General features: G+C 68.9%; 17 protein-coding genes. 3 read left to right on the top strand and 14 right to left on the bottom strand.

From position 1 onward, the window contains the following. Nucleotides 1-14: 14 nt before the first annotated feature. Both tsf and rpsB read right to left on the bottom strand, forming a co-directional pair. Nucleotides 15-830, bottom strand: a complete 816-nt coding sequence (gene tsf, locus AC5Y7D_RS24475; RefSeq protein WP_499928423.1) for a translation elongation factor Ts — start codon at nt 828-830, stop codon at nt 15-17. Between the two features lie 13 nt (nt 831-843). Next, the gene (rpsB, locus tag AC5Y7D_RS24470; protein WP_499928422.1) at nt 844-1,683 is read right to left on the bottom strand and encodes a 30S ribosomal protein S2; all 840 of its coding nucleotides are present in this window, start codon (nt 1,681-1,683) and stop codon (nt 844-846) included. Between the two features lie 294 nt (nt 1,684-1,977). On the opposite strand from rpsB, the gene AC5Y7D_RS24465 reads away from it, so the two are divergent. Beyond that, complete coding sequence (locus AC5Y7D_RS24465; protein WP_499928421.1) at nt 1,978-2,475, top strand: M23 family metallopeptidase; 498 nt, start codon at nt 1,978-1,980, stop codon at nt 2,473-2,475. Here AC5Y7D_RS24465 and AC5Y7D_RS24460 read toward each other — a convergent pair. The 9 genes from AC5Y7D_RS24460 to AC5Y7D_RS24420 form a co-directional block, all read right to left on the bottom strand. Next, nucleotides 2,472-3,374, bottom strand: a complete 903-nt coding sequence (locus tag AC5Y7D_RS24460; RefSeq protein ID WP_499928420.1) for a tyrosine recombinase XerC — start codon at nt 3,372-3,374, stop codon at nt 2,472-2,474. The two genes, AC5Y7D_RS24465 and AC5Y7D_RS24460, sit on opposite strands and share 4 nt — an antisense overlap. Before the next feature lie 32 nt (nt 3,375-3,406). Beyond that, a complete protein-coding gene (locus AC5Y7D_RS24455) occupies nt 3,407-4,567 on the bottom strand; it encodes an alpha-hydroxy-acid oxidizing protein (protein ID WP_499928419.1) in 1,161 nt (386 codons plus the stop codon). A 36-nt stretch (nt 4,568-4,603) separates the two neighbouring features. Further along, complete coding sequence (locus AC5Y7D_RS24450) at nt 4,604-5,452, bottom strand: siderophore-interacting protein (protein WP_499928418.1); 849 nt, start codon at nt 5,450-5,452, stop codon at nt 4,604-4,606. A gap of 33 nt (nt 5,453-5,485) precedes the next feature. Then, entirely contained in the window at nt 5,486-6,628 is a 1,143-nt protein-coding gene (dprA, locus tag AC5Y7D_RS24445; protein ID WP_499928417.1) for a DNA-processing protein DprA, read from the bottom strand. After that, nucleotides 6,625-8,136 carry a YifB family Mg chelatase-like AAA ATPase gene (locus tag AC5Y7D_RS24440; RefSeq protein ID WP_499928416.1) on the bottom strand — a complete coding sequence of 504 codons (1,512 nt, stop codon included), beginning with the start codon at nt 8,134-8,136 and terminating at the stop codon, nt 6,625-6,627. The genes dprA and AC5Y7D_RS24440 overlap by 4 nt, the downstream gene beginning before the upstream one ends. Beyond that, complete coding sequence (locus AC5Y7D_RS24435; RefSeq protein ID WP_499928415.1) at nt 8,136-8,513, bottom strand: YraN family protein; 378 nt, start codon at nt 8,511-8,513, stop codon at nt 8,136-8,138. Before AC5Y7D_RS24435 ends, AC5Y7D_RS24440 begins: the two co-directional genes overlap by 1 nt. 125 nt (nt 8,514-8,638) lie before the next feature. After that, complete coding sequence (locus tag AC5Y7D_RS24430; protein ID WP_499928414.1) at nt 8,639-10,552, bottom strand: serine/threonine-protein kinase; 1,914 nt, start codon at nt 10,550-10,552, stop codon at nt 8,639-8,641. Nucleotides 10,553-10,638: 86 nt separating this feature from the next. Next, nucleotides 10,639-11,463: a formate dehydrogenase accessory sulfurtransferase FdhD gene (fdhD, locus tag AC5Y7D_RS24425; protein WP_499928413.1), complete on the bottom strand. Its 825-nt coding sequence runs from the start codon at nt 11,461-11,463 to the stop codon at nt 10,639-10,641. Between the two features lie 62 nt (nt 11,464-11,525). Continuing rightward, nucleotides 11,526-12,518: an NAD-dependent epimerase/dehydratase family protein gene (locus AC5Y7D_RS24420; RefSeq protein WP_499928412.1), complete on the bottom strand. Its 993-nt coding sequence runs from the start codon at nt 12,516-12,518 to the stop codon at nt 11,526-11,528. Between the two features lie 127 nt (nt 12,519-12,645). On the opposite strand from AC5Y7D_RS24420, the gene AC5Y7D_RS24415 reads away from it, so the two are divergent. Both AC5Y7D_RS24415 and AC5Y7D_RS24410 read left to right on the top strand, forming a co-directional pair. Beyond that, complete coding sequence (locus AC5Y7D_RS24415; protein ID WP_499928411.1) at nt 12,646-14,001, top strand: WS/DGAT/MGAT family O-acyltransferase; 1,356 nt, start codon at nt 12,646-12,648, stop codon at nt 13,999-14,001. 60 nt (nt 14,002-14,061) lie between these two features. Then, entirely contained in the window at nt 14,062-14,814 is a 753-nt protein-coding gene (locus AC5Y7D_RS24410) for a GAF and ANTAR domain-containing protein (RefSeq protein ID WP_499928410.1), read from the top strand. A gap of 8 nt (nt 14,815-14,822) precedes the next feature. Here AC5Y7D_RS24410 and AC5Y7D_RS24405 read toward each other — a convergent pair whose 3' ends face one another. Genes AC5Y7D_RS24405 through lepB form a run of 3 tightly spaced genes read right to left on the bottom strand, consistent with a single transcriptional unit; the run spans nt 14,823 to nt 16,741 of the window. Continuing rightward, nucleotides 14,823-15,128, bottom strand: a complete 306-nt coding sequence (locus tag AC5Y7D_RS24405) for a DUF2469 domain-containing protein (RefSeq protein WP_012393608.1) — start codon at nt 15,126-15,128, stop codon at nt 14,823-14,825. A 54-nt stretch (nt 15,129-15,182) separates the two neighbouring features. Next, a complete protein-coding gene (locus AC5Y7D_RS24400; protein ID WP_499928409.1) occupies nt 15,183-15,893 on the bottom strand; it encodes a ribonuclease HII in 711 nt (236 codons plus the stop codon). A 2-nt stretch (nt 15,894-15,895) separates the two neighbouring features. Beyond that, complete coding sequence (lepB, locus tag AC5Y7D_RS24395; protein WP_499928408.1) at nt 15,896-16,741, bottom strand: signal peptidase I; 846 nt, start codon at nt 16,739-16,741, stop codon at nt 15,896-15,898. Nucleotide 16,742 lies beyond the last annotated feature (1 nt).

Genomic DNA, 16,742 nt, shown 5'->3' with positions numbered 1-16,742 from the left:
CGGGCCTGACCCTGCTACGCCTGCCCCACCTCGAAGCGCACGAAGCGGGTCACCGTCACGCCCGCCTCGTCGAGCAGCGCCTTGACGGACTTCTTGTTGTCGGACACCGAGGGTTGCTCGAGCAGCACGGCGTCCTTGAAGAAGCCGTTGAGGCGGCCCTCGACGATCTTGGGCAGCGCCTGCTCCGGCTTGCCCTCGGCCTTGGCGGTCTCCTCGGCGATGCGGCGCTCGCTGGCCACCACGTCCTCGGGGACGTCGTCACGCGACAGGTACCGCGCCTTGAGCGCGGCGATCTGCAGGGCGACCGAGTGCGCCGCGTCGTTGTTCTCACCCTCGAACTCGACGAGCACACCCACGGCCGGCGGCAGGTCCGCCGCCCGCTTGTGCAGGTAGGTTTCGACGTTGCCGTCGAAGTACTGCACGCGGCGCAGCTCCAGCTTCTCGCCGATCTTGGCCGACAGCTCGGCGATGGCCTGCTCGACCGTCTTGTCACCGATGCTGGCCGCCTTGAGGCTCTCCACGTCGCTGGCCTTGGCCTCCAGGGCGGCGTTGACGACCTGGTCGGCCAGCGCCTGGAACTCCGCGTTCTTGGCGACGAAGTCGGTCTCGGAGTTCAGCTCGATCAGTGCGCCCTGCCTGGCGGCGACCAGACCTTCGGCCGTCGCACGCTCGGCGCGCTTGCCGACGTCCTTGGCGCCCTTGATCCGCAGCGCCTCGACCGCCTTGTCGAAGTCGCCGTCCGAGTCGGCCAAAGCGTTCTTGCAGTCCAGCATTCCAGCGCCGGTCAGCTCCCGAAGTCGCTTGACGTCGGCAGCGGTGAAGTTCGCCAATGCTCAGCCTTTCCTAGGATGCGTCTGGGGTTGTTTCGGGGGTGCCCGCCGCGTCGGTGGCGGCGGTTGCGGCGGCACCGGCGAGCAGTTCCTGCTCCCACTCGGGCAGCGGCTCTGCCGCCAGCGAGTCTGAAGCCTCGGGCTTGCCGTCGCCGCGGCCCAGGCCGGCGCGGGCCTGCAGGCCCTCGGCGACCGCGGAGGCGATCACCTTGGTCAGCAGGGCGGCCGAACGGATCGCGTCGTCGTTGCCCGGGATCGGGTAGTCGACCTCGTCGGGGTCGCAGTTGGTGTCCAGGATCGCGATGACCGGGATGCCGAGCTTGCGAGCCTCGCCGACGGCGATGTGCTCCTTGTTGGTGTCGACGACCCAGATCGCCGAGGGCACCTTGGCCATGTCCCGGATACCGCCGAGGCTGCGCTCCAGCTTGTTCTTCTCGCGGGTCAGCATCAGGATTTCTTTCTTGGTGCGGCCCTCGAAGCCCCCGGTCTGCTCCATCGCCTCGAGTTCCTTGAGGCGCTGCAGGCGCTTGTGCACGGTGGAGAAGTTGGTCAGCATGCCGCCCAGCCAGCGCTGGTTCACGTACGGCATACCGACGCGGGTCGCCTCGGCGGCGACGGACTCCTGCGCCTGCTTCTTGGTGCCGACGAACATGACGCTGCCGCCGTGGGCGACGGTCTCCTTGACGAACTCGTACGCCTTGTCGATGTAGGTCAGCGTCTGCTGCAGGTCGATGATGTAGATGCCGTTGCGGTCGGTGAAGATGAACCGCTTCATCTTGGGATTCCAGCGACGGGTCTGATGCCCGAAATGGGTGCCGCTGTCAAGCAGCTGTTTCATGGTCACAACAGCCATGGCTACGCCCAGCTTTCAATGTCGGTTGTCGCCCGGCATCGGTTGAAGCCGGGCCCTGGCGTCTGCTGCGTTGCCGAACCCGAGTCCGGGAATCCGGGCTGCGGGACCGCTCGGCATGCTGGTGCGGGTCCCTGGATCGCTGGGCCGCGTGCAGACGCGCGAAGTCAGCCCGCTTTCACGAGCTGCGTAGAGGAGTTTACACCGCTGTAGCGGGTGGTTTTTCCCAGCGGCTGGTTGTCCACAGCACCTCGCAGGTGACTGGCTGACCGTCCCCGCTCGCAGTGGACTGAGCGGGTGCGATGGCTGCTGCTGATCCTGGCCGTGACCTGGGTGCTGCTCAACGCTCCGCCCGCCGACGCCGGCGGCGGCAGGTTGCTGTGGCCGCTGCATCCCCCGCCGGCGGTCGTGCGGGTCTTCGACGCGCCGTCGCCGGACTGGCACGCCGGGCACCGCGGCGTGGATCTGACGGGTGATCCGGGCCAGCCGGTGTACGCCGCGGGTGATGCCACGGTGGTGTACGCCGGACTGCTGGCGGGCCGGCCGGTGGTATCGCTGGCCCACTCCGGTGGCCTGCACACCAGCTACGAACCGGTGCGCGCCCGGGTCCGAGCGGGCCAGTCGGTGGCCTCCGGTGCGCTGATCGGAGAGCTGCTGGCCGGCCACCCCGGCTGCCCCGCGGCGGCGTGCCTGCACTGGGGCGCGATGTGGGGTCCGGCGTCGCGCGCCGACTACCTCGACCCGCTGGGCCTGTTGGCGTCGACACCGGTGCGGCTCAAACCGCTGGCCGGTTAGGCCCGCGGGTGTGCCTGGTCGTGCACCGCCCGCAACCGGGACACCGCGACGTGGGTGTAGAGCTGGGTGGTGGCCAGGCTCGAGTGGCCGAGCAACTCCTGCACGACCCGCAGGTCCGCGCCTCCCTCCAGCAGGTGGGTGGCAGCGCTGTGCCGCAGCCCGTGCGGCCCCATGTCGGGCGCTCCGTCCACCGTCGCGACGGTCTGGTGTACGACGGTCCGCGCCTGCCGCACGTCCAGACGGCGGCCGCGGGCGCCCAGCAGCAGCGCGGGCCCGGACTCGGCCGTGGCCAGCGCCGGACGTCCGTCGGACAGCCAGGCTCCCAGTGCCTCGGCGGCGGGTTGGCCGAACGGCGCGGTGCGCTGTTTGTTGCCTTTACCCAGCACCCGCACCAGCCGGTGGGCGGTGTCGACGTCGTCGACGTCCAGGCCGCACAGCTCGCTCACCCGGATCCCGGTGGCATACAGCAGTTCGACGATCAGCCGGTCGCGCAGTGCCAGCGGATCCCCCTGCTCGGCCCCGGACTTCGCGGCCGTCATGGCCGCCAGCGCCTGATCCTGTCGCAGCACCGCCGGCAGGGTGCGGTGGGCCTTGGGCACCTGCAGTCGGGCGGCGGGGTCGCAGGACAGCAGGCCACGCCGGACCGCCCAGGCGGTGAAGGCCTTGACCGAGGAGGTGCGGCGAGCCAGCGTGGTACGGGCCGCGCCCGCCCCTGCGGCGCCGGCCAGCCAGGATCGCAGCAGCGGCAGGCTCAGGGCCTGCAGGTCCGCGCCACGCGCGGCGAGGAAGTCGAACAGTGACCGCAGGTCCCCGAGATAGGCGCGGCGGGTGTGCGCCGACCGGCCGCACTGCAGCGCCAGATACTCGTCGAACTCTTCGAGGACCGTTTGATCCGGCATCCCCGCACGCTGGCAGACGCGGCGCGATGTTCCTACCGGACTCGCCGCAGTGTGTCCGGGGTGAGATCTTTGAGCGCCGGATACCCGTCGACGGCCATCGTCAGGTCGGCCTCGGCGAGCAGCATGCGCAGCACGTGAACGAGCCCGTCGATGCCGCCCAGCGCCAGTCCGTAGGCGTAGGGGCGGCCCACGCCGACCGCCGTGGCACCCATCGCCAGTGCCTTGACCACGTCGGCGCCGCTGCGGATGCCCGAGTCGAAGAGCACCGGCACCCCGTCAGCTGCCTCTACGACGCCGGGCAGGCAATCCAGTGCCGGCAGCCCGCCGTTGGCCTGCCGGCCGCCGTGGGTCGAGCAGTAGATGCCGTCCACGCCGCCGTCGATGGCGCGCCGGGCGTCGTCGGGATGACAGATGCCCTTGATGATCAGCGGCAGGTCGGTCAGCGACCGCAGCCAGCCGAGGTCGTTCCAGGTCAGCGGATTGCCGAAGGTCTGCGCCCAGGCCAGCACCGTGCCCTGTGGGTCTTCCTCGGGCGGCCGCGGCAGGCCGGCGCGGAAGACCGGGTCGCTGGTGTAGTTGCTCAGGCAGTGCCCGCGCAGTTGCGGGAAATTGGCGGTGCTCAGGTCCCGGGGCCGCCAGCCGGGGATCCAGGTGTCGAGAGTGACGATGATGGCCTTGTAGCCCGCGGCTTCGGCGCGCTGCACCAGGCTGGCGGCCAGATCCCGGTTCTTGGGGGTGTAGAGCTGGAAGAAGCCGGGGGTGTCGCCGAACAACGCGGCGACGTCTTCCAGCGGATCGGCGGTCAGGGTGGAGACGGCCATCGGCACGCCGGTGCGGGCTGCCGCGCGTGCGGTCGCCAGGTCGCCGTGGCCGTCCTGGGCGCACAGGCCGATGACCCCGATCGGCGCCATGAACAGCGGCGACGGCAACGTCAGGCCGAACATCTGCACCGACAGGTCGCGTTCGGCGGCGCCGACGAACATGCGCGGCATCAGGCCCCACCGGTCGAACGCCTGGCGGTTGGCGCGCTGCGTGCGCTCGTCGCCGGCGCCGCCGGCGACGTAGGACCACACCGATGGCGACATCGCCATCTCGGCCCTGGCCTCCAGTTCGGCGAACGCCATCGGGAGCGAGGGCGCTACCCCGGCCAGACCTTTGAAATAGATTTCGAGCTGATAGTCGCCGAATGCCATGCCCTAGAGAATGCCAGCCGACGGCGCGCGCGGAATCTACCGCTCCGACGCTTCCGCCGCGGCCAGCTCCTTCTTCCACTGCCGGAACGACTCCTCGGTGCGCCCGCGCCGCCAGTAGCCCGAGATGGACGCCGCCTGCGCGTCGACGCCGTGCTCTTTGCGAATGTAGGGCCGCAGGTTGTGCATGACCGCCTGCGCCTCGCCGTGGATGAAGACGTGCACCCGGCCGGGCAGCCAGCGCGCCGTTCTGACCGCCTCGATCAGCGGCGCGTGATCACCGGCGCGGTCCTCGGGCACCAGGTCCGCACGGCCGCCGCGATACACCCAGTTGATCTCGACGCCCTCTGGCGCGGTCAGCGCAATCTCGTCGTCCGGACCTGCCACCTCGATGAATGCCATACCAACCGCGGAGTCGGGCAGCGCTTCGAGCGCGACGGCGATGGCCGGCAGCGCGGACTCGTCGCCGGCCAGCAGGTGCCAGTCGGCGGCCGGGTCCGGCGTGTAGGCGCCGCCGGGGCCCATCAGATAGATCCGCTGGCCCGGTCGGGCGCCGGCGGCCCACTGACCTGCCACCCCGTGCTCGCCGTGCACGGCGACATCCACCGTGATCTGACGTGCTTCCTCGTCGACACGTCGCACGGTGAGGGTGCGCACCGGTGGGCGCTTCTCGGGCGGCACCTCGGCGAAGCTGTCCAGCGTCAGCGGTCTGGGCAGCGCGCTCATGTCGATGCCGTCGTCGACGAACACCAACTTGACGTAGGAGTCGGTGAACTTGCTGGGGACGAACGTGTCGAAGTTGCTGGTTCCCAGCACCACTCTGACCATGTGCGGAGTCAGCAGTTCGGTGCTGACCACTTCGAAAGCCTGCAGAGGCCGGCCTGCCACTTGTCCTCCTGTCACGATCTGACCCCTACCCGACTATACGAGCCGGGCCCGGCCACGACGCTGACGCACGATGCGCCAGTAGCCGTCGCGGCTCTGGGCTAAACCCATCAATTCCAGCAGCGTCAGCGGCCCCAGCACGTGTTCGGGGACCAGCCCGGCGGCGATGGCGATCTCGTCGACCGTGGCCGCGCCCCGGCCCGGCAGCGCCTCATACACCTGCCGCTCCGCCTCACCCAGCCCGTCCAGGGCCGTGCCGGGCCGTGGCTCTTCATCCGCAAGCTCACCGATGTGCCCGACCAGCTCGACGATGTCCTCGGCTCGGGTGACCAGCTGCGCGCCGTTGCGCAGCAACAGGTGACAACCCGCCGACGCCGACGACGTCACCGGCCCGGGTACCGCGGCCACCACCCGGCCCAGCGACCGCGCCCAGGCGGCGGTGTTGGCGGCGCCGCTGCGGAGGCCCGCCTCGACCACGACCGCCGCCCCCGACAAAGCGGCCACCAGGCGGTTGCGGTTCAGGAAGCGGAATCGGGCCGGACGGACTCCCGGCGGGTATTCGGTGCACAGCAAGCCGTGCTGGGCGATGCGGTGCAGCAGCGCGGAATGCCCGGCCGGGTACAGGACGTCGAGCCCGCCGGCCAGAACTGCGACGGTGATCCCATCCGCGGCGAGCGCGGCCCGGTGAGCCGCCCCGTCGATGCCGTAGGCGCCACCCGAGACCACCGCGACGTCGCGCTGCGCCAGCCCGGCGACCAGGTCGCCGGTGACGTGCTCGCCGTAGGCCGTCGAAGCACGGGTCCCGACCAGAGCTGCCGCCCGCTCGGTTATCTCGTCGAGGCGCGCGGGGCCCATCGCCCACAACACCAACGGCATCGTGGCCCTGGATTGGACGCCGCCGAAGGCGGCGAACGCGAGCACCGGCCACTCGTCGTCGTCCGGCGTTACCAGGCGGCCACCGCGCCGGGCAGTCATCTCGAGATCCGTCGCCGCCCGATCGATATCACGTCTCGCCGCCGTGAGACGCGACAGGGCGTCGTCGACCAGCCCGCACCGGACCCGCTCGGCCGCCTCCCGGGGACCGACGCTCTTGACCAGGGCGGCCAGTTCCGCACAAGGCGGTTCGGCCACTCGCGACAGGTAGGCCCAGGCGCGCAGGTCCTTGTCCGCGTTGCTCATCGATGCGCTCCCGCCTGCCGGAAGCTCAGCGCGGTGGCGACCTCGGACAAACCGGGCGAGGTGAGACCGGCCAGATCGGCCAGACTCCACGCGACCCGCAGCGTCCTGTCTACGCCCCGGATGCTGAGCAGTCCGTCGTCCAAAGCCTTGCGCAGCGGTGCCATCGCGGCGCTGCCGGGACGGAATTTGCGGCGCAGCAACGGACCGCTGACCTCGGCATTGGTGCTGAAACCGTGCGGGCGCCACCGTTCGGCGGCCGCTTCCCGAGCCGCCGTCACCCGCCGGCGCACCAGCGCCGTCGACTCCCCGTCGGTGATCGTGAACGCGCCGGCCCGCACCGGGTTCATCTGCACTCGCAGGTCCACCCGGTCGAGCAGCGGCCCCGAGAGTTTGCCCAGGTAGCGGCGTTTGACCGCCGCGGCGCAGATGCAGTCCCGCGGGTCGGCCGGTGCGCACGGGCACGGGTTGGCGGCCAGCACCAGTTGGAACCGCGCCGGATAGCAGGCCACGCCGTCCCGCCGCGCCAGGCGAATCTCCCCGTCCTCCAACGGTGTCCGCAGCGCTTCCAACGCGCTGACGCTAATCTCGGCGCACTCGTCGAGAAACAGAACGCCCCGGTGTGCGCGGCTGACCGCACCCGGGCGGGCCATTCCCGAGCCGCCGCCGACCAGCGCCGCGACAGTTGAACTGTGATGTGGTGCCACGAACGGCGGCCTGCTCAGCAGCGGTGTCTCGGCGCTCAGCAGTCCCGCAACGGAGTGAATTGCGGTCACCTCCAGCGCCTCGCTGTGTGACAGCGGCGGCAACAAGCCCGGAAGCCGTTGGGCCAGCATCGTTTTGCCCACACCGGGTGGACCGGTCAGCATCAGGTGATGCGAACCGGCCGCGGCCACCTCGACGGCGAACCGGGCCTGCGACTGGCCGACCACGTCGGCCAGATCCGCCGGCGGCTCTTCGGCGGGGGCCGGCGCGGTGATCCGGTTGTCCAGGTCGCCCGATCCGCTGAGCCAGCGTTGCAGCTGGCGCAGCGTATGCACACCCCAGACGTCGATACCGTCGATCAGGCCGGCTTCGGCGAGGTTGTCGGCCGGAACCACGACGGCCGGCCATCCGTCGTGCTTGGCGGCCAGCACCGCGGGCAATATCCCGCGCACCGGCCGCACCCGGCCGTCCAGCGACAACTCCCCCAGCAACACCGTCTTCTCCAATCGGTCCCAGGGCTTTTTCCGTTGCGCCGACAGCACCGCTGCAGCCAGCGCGATGTCGTAGACCGAACCCATCTTCGGCAGCGTGGCCGGCGACAGGGCCAGCGTCAGCCGGGCCTGCGGCCAGTCGTTGCCGCAGTTGGTCACCGCCGCCCGCACCCGATCACGCGACTCCTGCAACGCCGCGTCCGGCAGACCCACCAGGTGGACGCCCGGCAGGCCGGAGGTGATGTCGGCTTCGATTTCCACGATCTGCCCGTCCAGGCCGCGCACCGCGACGGAGAAGGCACGCCCCAGGGCCATCAGCCGATGCCTTTGAGATGAGTGAGCTCCGGCCCGGGCCGACGACCGATCCGCACCCCGATCACGTCGATGCGGATCGCCGCCCAGCGCCCGTCCTGCCCGGCCAGCCACAGCCCGGCCAGCCGGCGCAGCCGACGCACTTTGGCTTCGGTCACCGCCTGGGCCACACCGCCGTATCCGTCCCCGCTGCGGGTCTTGACCTCGACGAAAACCAATGTGCCGCCGGTGTTGTCGCAGGCGATCAGATCGAGTTCGCCGTACCGGCAGCGCCAGTTGCGGCCGAGTATCCGCAGCCCGCTGCGGGTCAGATGATCTACAGCCAGCTGTTCGCCCCATGCTCCGAGCTGGGCTCGCGTCATCGTTCTTTGGCTCGTCATGCCGCCCAACCTGCACCCGATCGGCGACATCGGCGGGACCGTGTCCCGCGTTACCGCAGCCGGACCGGACGGTTATCCACAGTTATCCGCTGACCCACAAGGTTCAGCCTGCTGAGCGCGACCGGTCAGTCGCCGGTCCGGACGAAGGTGTCCTGGTAGTCGTTGCTGGCTGCGCACGGCGACCCCGACATTTCCTGGTGCCCGCGCCCGGACAGTTGCCCGATCGGGTCCTGCGGAGGTTGCGGCAGCGGGAAGTCGGAGGTATTCCGCACCGTTGACGTCCCGCCCTTGCGGCACTCTTTCGAGTAGGTACTGTCCTGGCTCCATTTGCCGTTCACGAACACCAGGGGGATGACGGTCTCGGGGTTGAAGAGGATGGTGATGCACCGTGTCGCATCGCGCAGGCAGTCCGTGGCGGAGGTGAGGTCGTGTTCATAGGTCTTGGTCTTGAACACCATCGTCTCGTGGTAGCGGCCCCGCAGGCCCCTGGCCGGCGAATTCACTTGCGCGGCAACCGTACTCGGGTCGGCGACACCGTCGGCCTCCCGGACGTCGCCGGTTCGCGTCAACGTGATGGACCGCTTGCTGGTACACCCGCCGGCGTCTTGGGTTCGTTGTTCTCCGGACAGGGCGCCGTCCGGACGGGGCTGCAGGGTGATCGCGGTGAAACCGTCGACATCGCGGCCCGAACACTTGGCCGGTGCGGCGAACACGGCGATCCACCGGCCGCCGATGTCGTCGAAAATCGCTGAGATGGCCGGCTGATTAGCGGTGGCTTGCCGGACAGCCGTCGCCACACAGCCCCCGCCCGGCCCACATTTCGATCGCACCGCCCACCGCCGCTTACTCGACGAGTCGGCGAACGACTCGCCCAGATACGTCGATGCCGGTCCGAATTCGACCGCGAAAACACCGGTGAAGGGCCCGCTGTCGGCGACCGCGGCCGGGGTCGGGCGGCCCGACGACGGGGCCGGCGTCTTCTTGCCGGTTGAACCGACGTCAAGAGCGATCACCGTGGCCACGACCGCGAGCATCGTGGCGGCGCCGATCGCCGCGACCGTCTTGACCGGAAAGCTCCGGGGCTCGGCCGCTCGAGGCGGGCCCGGGAAGCCGACCCGCTGGTTGTCGGCTCGAGCGGGCCCCGGCGTCGCGTGCCGCGTATCACCCTCCACCGCATCACCGTAATAGGCTGCACCGGAACTCATTTCGGGATGCTGCCGGCCGGCCGGCGCGGTGATCGCCGCGCGGGCGGCCGCAGCCAGGTCTGTCGCCGCCGCATAGCGGTCGTCCGGACTCTTGGCCATCCCGGTGGCGATGACCGTGTCGAGTTCGACCGGCAGGTCCGCGCGCAGTGCCGACGGCCGGGGTGGCGGCAGGGCGAGGTGGCCGCCGATCTGTTGCTCGATGCTGTTGCCCGGGAACGGCTGACTGCCGGTCAGGCATTCGTGCAGCACACAGGCCAGGGCATAGGTGTCGGCCCGCGAGTCCGACTGCCCGCTGGTCACCCGTTCGGGGGCCAGGTACGCCCAGGTTCCGATCACATTCCCGGTTCCCGTCATCTGCGTCTGCCCGGCCGCGCGGGCGATCCCGAAATCGATGAGGTAAGCGAAGTCCTGCTCGGCGACCAGGATGTTGGACGGTTTGACGTCGCGGTGCACCAGGCCGACCCGATGCGCGGCGCGCAGCGCCGAGGCCACCTGCGCGATGATGCCGATCGCCCGCGGCGGGTCCAGGGGGCCATCGGCAATGACAGACTGCAGGTCGCGGCCCTCGATCAGGCGCATGTCGACGTAGAGCCGGCCCTCGATCTCCCCGAAATGGTGAATCGGTACCACGTGCGGGTCGCTGAGCCGCGCCGCCGCGAGAGCCTCCCGGCGGAACCGCTGCTCGAACGCCGGATCACTGGCCAGATTCGGCGGCAGCACCTTCACCGCGACCACCCGCTCGGTCTCGGTGTCGAATGCGCGCCACACCTCGCCCATGCCGCCGCGCCCGATCAATTCGATCAGGCGGTAGCGACCAAAAGATGTCCCTTCCACGGCGCCTCCCCCGGCGGACTGTCGCGATGGGTCCGCAGACAGGTTAGCCGGGGGATACCCCGTTCCACCGGGTCTTCGACCTGCCGCTAGGGAGTAACCCGATCGGCCCTGGTGTAGACGTTCATCGAGTCCTCCCGCAGGAAAGCCACCAGCGTGATCCCGGAGTCCTCGGCCAGCGAAACGGCGAGCGAGGAGGGGGCGGACACCGCGGCCAGCACCGGGATCCCGGCCATCAGCGCTTTCTGGGTCAATTCGAACGACGCCCGTCCGCTGACCAACAACACCGACGCCGTCAGCGGCACCCGCCCGGCCTCCAGCGCCCAGCCGATGACCTTGTCGACCGCATTGTGCCGGCCGATATCTTCGCGAACGGCCAGCATGGTGCCGTCCACCGCGAACAGCGCCGCCGCGTGCAACCCGCCGGTGGCGGCGAAGACTTTCTGTGCGGCGCGGAGGCGACCCGGCATCGCCCGCAGCGCTGCCGCGTCGACTGTCGCGGGATCGCCGGCGGGCGCATGCCGGCTGATCAGTCGCACCGCTTCCAGTGCGGCCTTGCCGCACACCCCACACGACGAGGTGGTGTAGAAGTTGCGGGTGACATTCAGATCCGGCGGTCGCACACCGGGCGCCAGGGTCACGTCCAGCACGTTGTAGCTGTTGGCGCCGTCGTCGCCGCGCCCCTCGCAGTAGCGCATCGCCTGGATGTCTGCGCGCTGCGCGATGATCCCCTCGGTGAATAAAAACCCTTGTGTCAGTTCGAAATCCGAGCCCGGCGTGCGCATGGTCACGGAGCTGGGCGTGCCATTGAGGCGTATCTCCAGCGGTTCTTCGACGGCCAGGGTCTCCTGACGGGTGATCGCCTGACCGCCGGCCACATGCTGGGCCTGCCGGCGCGCGGTTACGTATCCCACTGGGTGTTCCCGGCCGCCACCGCAGTCTCGGCTGTCACGGCCTCAACGTACCTCGACCGTCGTCACACCGCTGACGCCAGCGCCTCCAGCGCCTCGGCCGAGGTGTGGGTCGGGTGCCAACCGAGGTCGCGTTGGGCGCGGCTGGTGTCCATGACCACCGACGCCCTTGCCACGTGCAGCCATTCCATCAACGAGGGCAGGAACGGCAGGTGCGAGATCGCCGCCGACGCCGCCGACGCCGCCGCGGCGGGGACCCGTACCGGGCGCCCGCCCAAAGCCCTGGCCACGTCGCTGATCGTCACCACACCGTTGCCGGCGATGTTGTAGGCCCCTGGCGGCGCCGGAGCGACAGCCGCCAGCGCGATCGCCGCCGCGACGTCGTCGTGGTGGACCAATTGCAGCGGGAATCCCGGATCCGGAATTACCGGCTTCAGCTTCTGCAGCACCTTCGACACGGCCCGCATCGGTGCGGGCAGCTGGTTCCACGGCATCGCGTCGGCCAGGGCGGGAGCCTCGGGCCCGGTGACGATGCAGGGCCGCAGCACGAAGACCTCCAGCGGCGAGTTCGCCGTGACTTCGGCGAGCATCGCTTCGCACGCCGCTTTCTGCCGGGAGTAGTAATGCTCGGCAGAGCCGCGCGTCGGCACCTCCTCGGTCAGCGGTACCGGGTTGTCGGCGTAGTAACCGTAGGCGGCCACCGACGACGTGTAGACCAGGCGGCGCGGCTTTCCGGACGCGTTCTGCGCCGCGACAGTCGCCTCGAAGACATTGCGGGTGCCCTGCAGATTGACCTGCTCGCTCTCGGCCCGGGACCCCATGATGATGAACGCCAGGTGCACCACGACGTCAGCGCCGGCGACCAGCGCGTCGACCGCCTCCCGGTCGAGGATGTCGCCCTGCAGATACGTGGTTTTCGTCCAGTCGCGCGACAGCGGGTCGAACGGCCGGCGCGCCATTCCGATGATCCTGCTGACCGCGGGTTCGCGTTCCAAGGCCGTGACGGCCGACTTGCCGATTTCCCCGGTCGGACCGGTTACGGCAACAGTGAGTCCCATTTGAACGAAACTTCCCCCGGGCGGCGACGGCCAAACTCTTCACGTCGTAGCTCACAAAGGTGTGCGAAGCGCGGCAGATGGTTACTCATAGCGAGTTCAGATCGGGCACGACGGCGAAAGAGGGACCATGCAGCTGATAGCACCCGCCGACTCGATGTTCCTGGTCGGCGAATCTCGCGAACACCCCATGCATGTCGGCGCCCTGCAACTCTTCAAGCCACCGGAGGGCGCCGACGGGGACTTCGTGACCGAGGCCTACGAGTCGATGCTCAATTGCACCGATGTACAACCCACCTTCCGCAAGCACCCGGCTTTTTTCGGTCCGGTGACCAACCTGGCCTGGTCCCAGGACCGCGACATCGAGCTCGACTATCACTTCCGGCGGTCCGCGCTGCCCCGCCCGGGTCGGGTGCGTGAACTGCTGGAGCTGGCCTCGCGGCTGCATGGCAGCCTGCTCGACCGGCACCGGCCCTTGTGGGAGGCGCATCTGGTGGAGGGGCTCAACGACGGCCGCTATGCGGTCTATACGAAGTTCCACCATTCGCTGATGGATGGGGTGTCCGCGCTGAAATTGATGCAGCGCGCCTTCACCGGAGATCCCGATGACGACGAAACCCGGGTGCCCTGGGAGCTGAAGCCGCGCAAGCGTTCCGGCGGCCACAAACCGTCACCGCTGCAGACCCTCACCGACGGTATGCGGTCGACGGCCGCCCTCGCGCCGTCGACGTTGGCACTGGCGCGTGCGGCGTTGCTCGAACAGCAACTGACCTTCCCGTTCCGGGCCCCCAAGACCATGTTCAACGTCCGGATCGGCGGAGCCCGACGCATTGCCGCGCAGTCGTGGCCACTGGAACGCATCCGGGCGGTGAAGACCGCCGCCGACGCATCCTTCAACGATGTCGTGCTGGCGATGTCCGCGGGCGCGCTTCGCGCCTATCTGATCGAACAGAACGCCCTCCCCGACGCCCCGCTAGTGGCGATGGTTCCGGTTAGCCTGCGCAAGGAAACCGACGCCGAAAGCGGCGGCAACGCGGTAGGCACCGTGCTGTGCAACCTGAACACCCACCTCGAGGACGCGGGCAGGCGCATCGAGGGCATCAGCTCCTCGATGAGCGAGCAGAAGCAGGTTTTCAATCAACTGCCCAAAGTCCAGCAACTCGCGCTGTCGGCCTTCATGACCGGCGGCCTGTTCCTCGGACTCATCCCGGGCTTCATCCGCACCGCCCCGCCGCCGTTCAACATCGTGATCTCCAACGTCCCGGGCTCCAAAGAGCCGTTGTACTGGCGAGGGGCGCAGATGGTCGGCAACTACCCCTTGTCGATCGCCCTGGACGGCCAGGCCATGAACATCACCGTGACCAACAATGCCGAGAACCTGGACTTCGGTTTGGTGGGCGCCAGAGGCAGCGTTCCGCACCTTCAGCGGATGCTGAGCCACCTGGAGACATCGCTGAAGGACCTGGAGCGCGCCGTCGGCGTGTGACTGGCGCAACGGTACGGCTACTCTACGGCGGTACGCATAGCGCCGGTGGGAGGAAGTGACGTGCCCGACGAACCCGAAGTGGAGAGTTCGACACCCGGTGCACTCACGGCCGACCCGGCCACGGTGTTCGCCGCCCTTGCCGAGATCATCTACCAGGGCTCGGACGCGACTCAGATGTATGCCGCGATCTGCGTGGCGGCCACCCTGGTGGTCCCCGGCTGCGACCACGCCAGCCTGCTGGTGAAGCGCGGTGATCACTACGTGACGGTGGGTGCCAGCTCCCGGCTCGCGCACCGCATCGACGACCTCGAACGTAGTTCCGGTGACGGCCCCTGCATCGATGCGATCGAAGAGGAAACCCCGCAGATCGAACCGGATCTGACCAAGCCCAACCAGTGGCCGCACTTCGCCGCCCGGCTGGTCGCGGAGACGCCGGTGCGCGGCGCCATGGGTTTTCGGTTGCTGATCGACAAACGAAAAGCCGCCGCGCTGAACCTGTTCAGCGAGACTCCCAATCTGTTCGACACCGAGGCCGCGGGCCGGGCGGCGGTGCTGGCCTCGTTCGCCAGCGTCGCCATCAACGCCATCGCACACGGCGAGGACGCCACCAGCCTGCGGCGCGGACTGCTGAGCAACCGCGAGATCGGCAAGGCGGTCGGCATGCTGATGATGCTGAACGACATGAACGAGGACGACGCCTTCGACCTGCTGCGGCGCCACTCGCAGGGCCTCAACATCAAGCTCGCCGACGTGGCGCGCAAGGTCATCGAGTCCCGGGGCAACCTGCCGGATCACTCCGACGAGAGTGCCTAGCCCGCCGGCTACTCGGGCAGTCGCAGTTCGGGTTTCTCGACTTCTTCGATGTTGACGTCCTTGAACGTGACCACCCGCACCTGCTTGACGAAGCGGGCCGGCCGGTACATGTCCCATACCCACGCGTCGGCGAGCCGCAGTTCGAAGTACACTTCCCCGTCGGCGTTGCGCGGCACCATCTCCACGCTGTTGGCGAGATAGAAGCGACGTTCGGTTTCCACGACATAGCTGAACTGACCGACGATGTCCTTGTATTCGCGGTACAGCGAGAGCTCCATCTCGGTTTCGTACTTTTCGAGATCCTCTGCACTCATCTGCCACTCATCTGTTCAGGCGTCTCTCTCCCGGAGCTGCTGCCCCATCTTCTCTCAACGGAAATCGTCGGTCTCGCCCGGAGGGCACTCGGCTACCAGCTCGGTCGTCCCGCCGCCGGCCACGCGCCGCACGTTGATGAACGAACGGCGGTGCTGCGGGCACGGACCAAGCTGCGCCAGCGCGCGGCCGTGCGCCGCGGTGCTGTAGCCCTTGTGGTCGGCGAACCCGTACCCCGGGTGCTCGGCATCCATCGCCACCATCAACCGGTCCCGGCTGACCTTGGCCAGCACACTGGCCGCGGCGATGCACGCGGCCGCCGCATCGCCGCCCATCACCGGCAGTGACGGGACCGACAGACCCGGCACGCGAAACCCGTCGCTCAGGACGTACCCGGGCCGCACCGACAGGCCGGCCACCGCCCGTCGCATGCCTTCGATGTTCGCCACGTGCACACCGCGCCGGTCCACCTCGACCGACGGGATGAACACCACGTGGTAGGCCAGGGCGTAGCGACGGATCACCGGAAACAGACGCTCCCGCGCCTTCTCCGTCAACTTTTTCGAATCATCAAGGGCGGCAAGGCTTTCGAGCCGTCCAGGCCCGAGCACGCAGGCCGCCACCACCAGCGGGCCGGCGCAGGCTCCGCGCCCCACTTCGTCCACCCCGGCGACCGGTCCCAGGCCACTGCGGTAGAGGGCGGATTCCAGGGTGCGCAAGCCGGAGGATTTGCGAATCACCGTCCGAGGTGGCCAGGTGGTGGCCATGGCTACTGACCCTGCTGGGGGTCAATAGATCCCACACCACCCCATCGCTTCGGCGGCCACACGATGAACCTGGCCTTGCCGATGACATTGGCGACCGGTACCGTGCCCGCCGTCGGGTCACCCGTGCACAGCATCGGGCAATGGGCGCGTGAATCCGCCGAATGGGTCCGGTTGTCGCCCATCACCCACAGTCGCCCGGCCGGCACGGTGACCGGACCGAACTCGCTGCCCAGGCACGGGTACACCGACGGGTCGGCCATCATGGTGTTCGGATCCAGGTACGGCTCCTTCAATGGCTTCCCGTTGACCGTCAGGCCGGTGTCCGCGCGGCATTGCACCGTCTGCCCGCCGACCGCGATCACACGTTTCACCAGGTCGTTCTCGTCGGGCGGCACGAACCCGATGAACGACAGCGCGTTCTGCACCCAGCGCACCAGGGTGTTGGAGGAGCGGATCGACTTGTAGCCGATGTTCCACGAGGGCGGTCCCTTGAAGACGATGACGTCACCGGGTTTGGGCGAGCTGAAGCGGTAGGTGATCTTGTCGACCATGATGCGGTCGCCAACGCAGGTGGAGCAGCCGTGCAGGGTGGGCTCCATCGACTCGGACGGAATCAGGTACGGGCGCGCGACGAAGGTCAACATCACGTAGTACAGGACTATCGCGACGACCGCGAGTGTGGTCAGCTCCCGCAGCGTCGACCGCTTTGCGGGCTCTTCCTTCTTGCGCTTCGCCTTCGTACCCGCGGCGGGCTCGCCTGACGTATCGGTCTCGCGCGCGGACGACTCCGATTTGCCGCCGTCCGGCGCGGTTGAGTCCTCCGAAGGAGAATCCTCAGTGTCGGTCACG

The organism is Mycobacterium sp. NGS49, assembly GCF_059812565.1.
The sequence above is the reverse complement of the archived record's forward strand: the minus strand, read 5'-3'. Positions and strand labels throughout refer to the sequence as shown.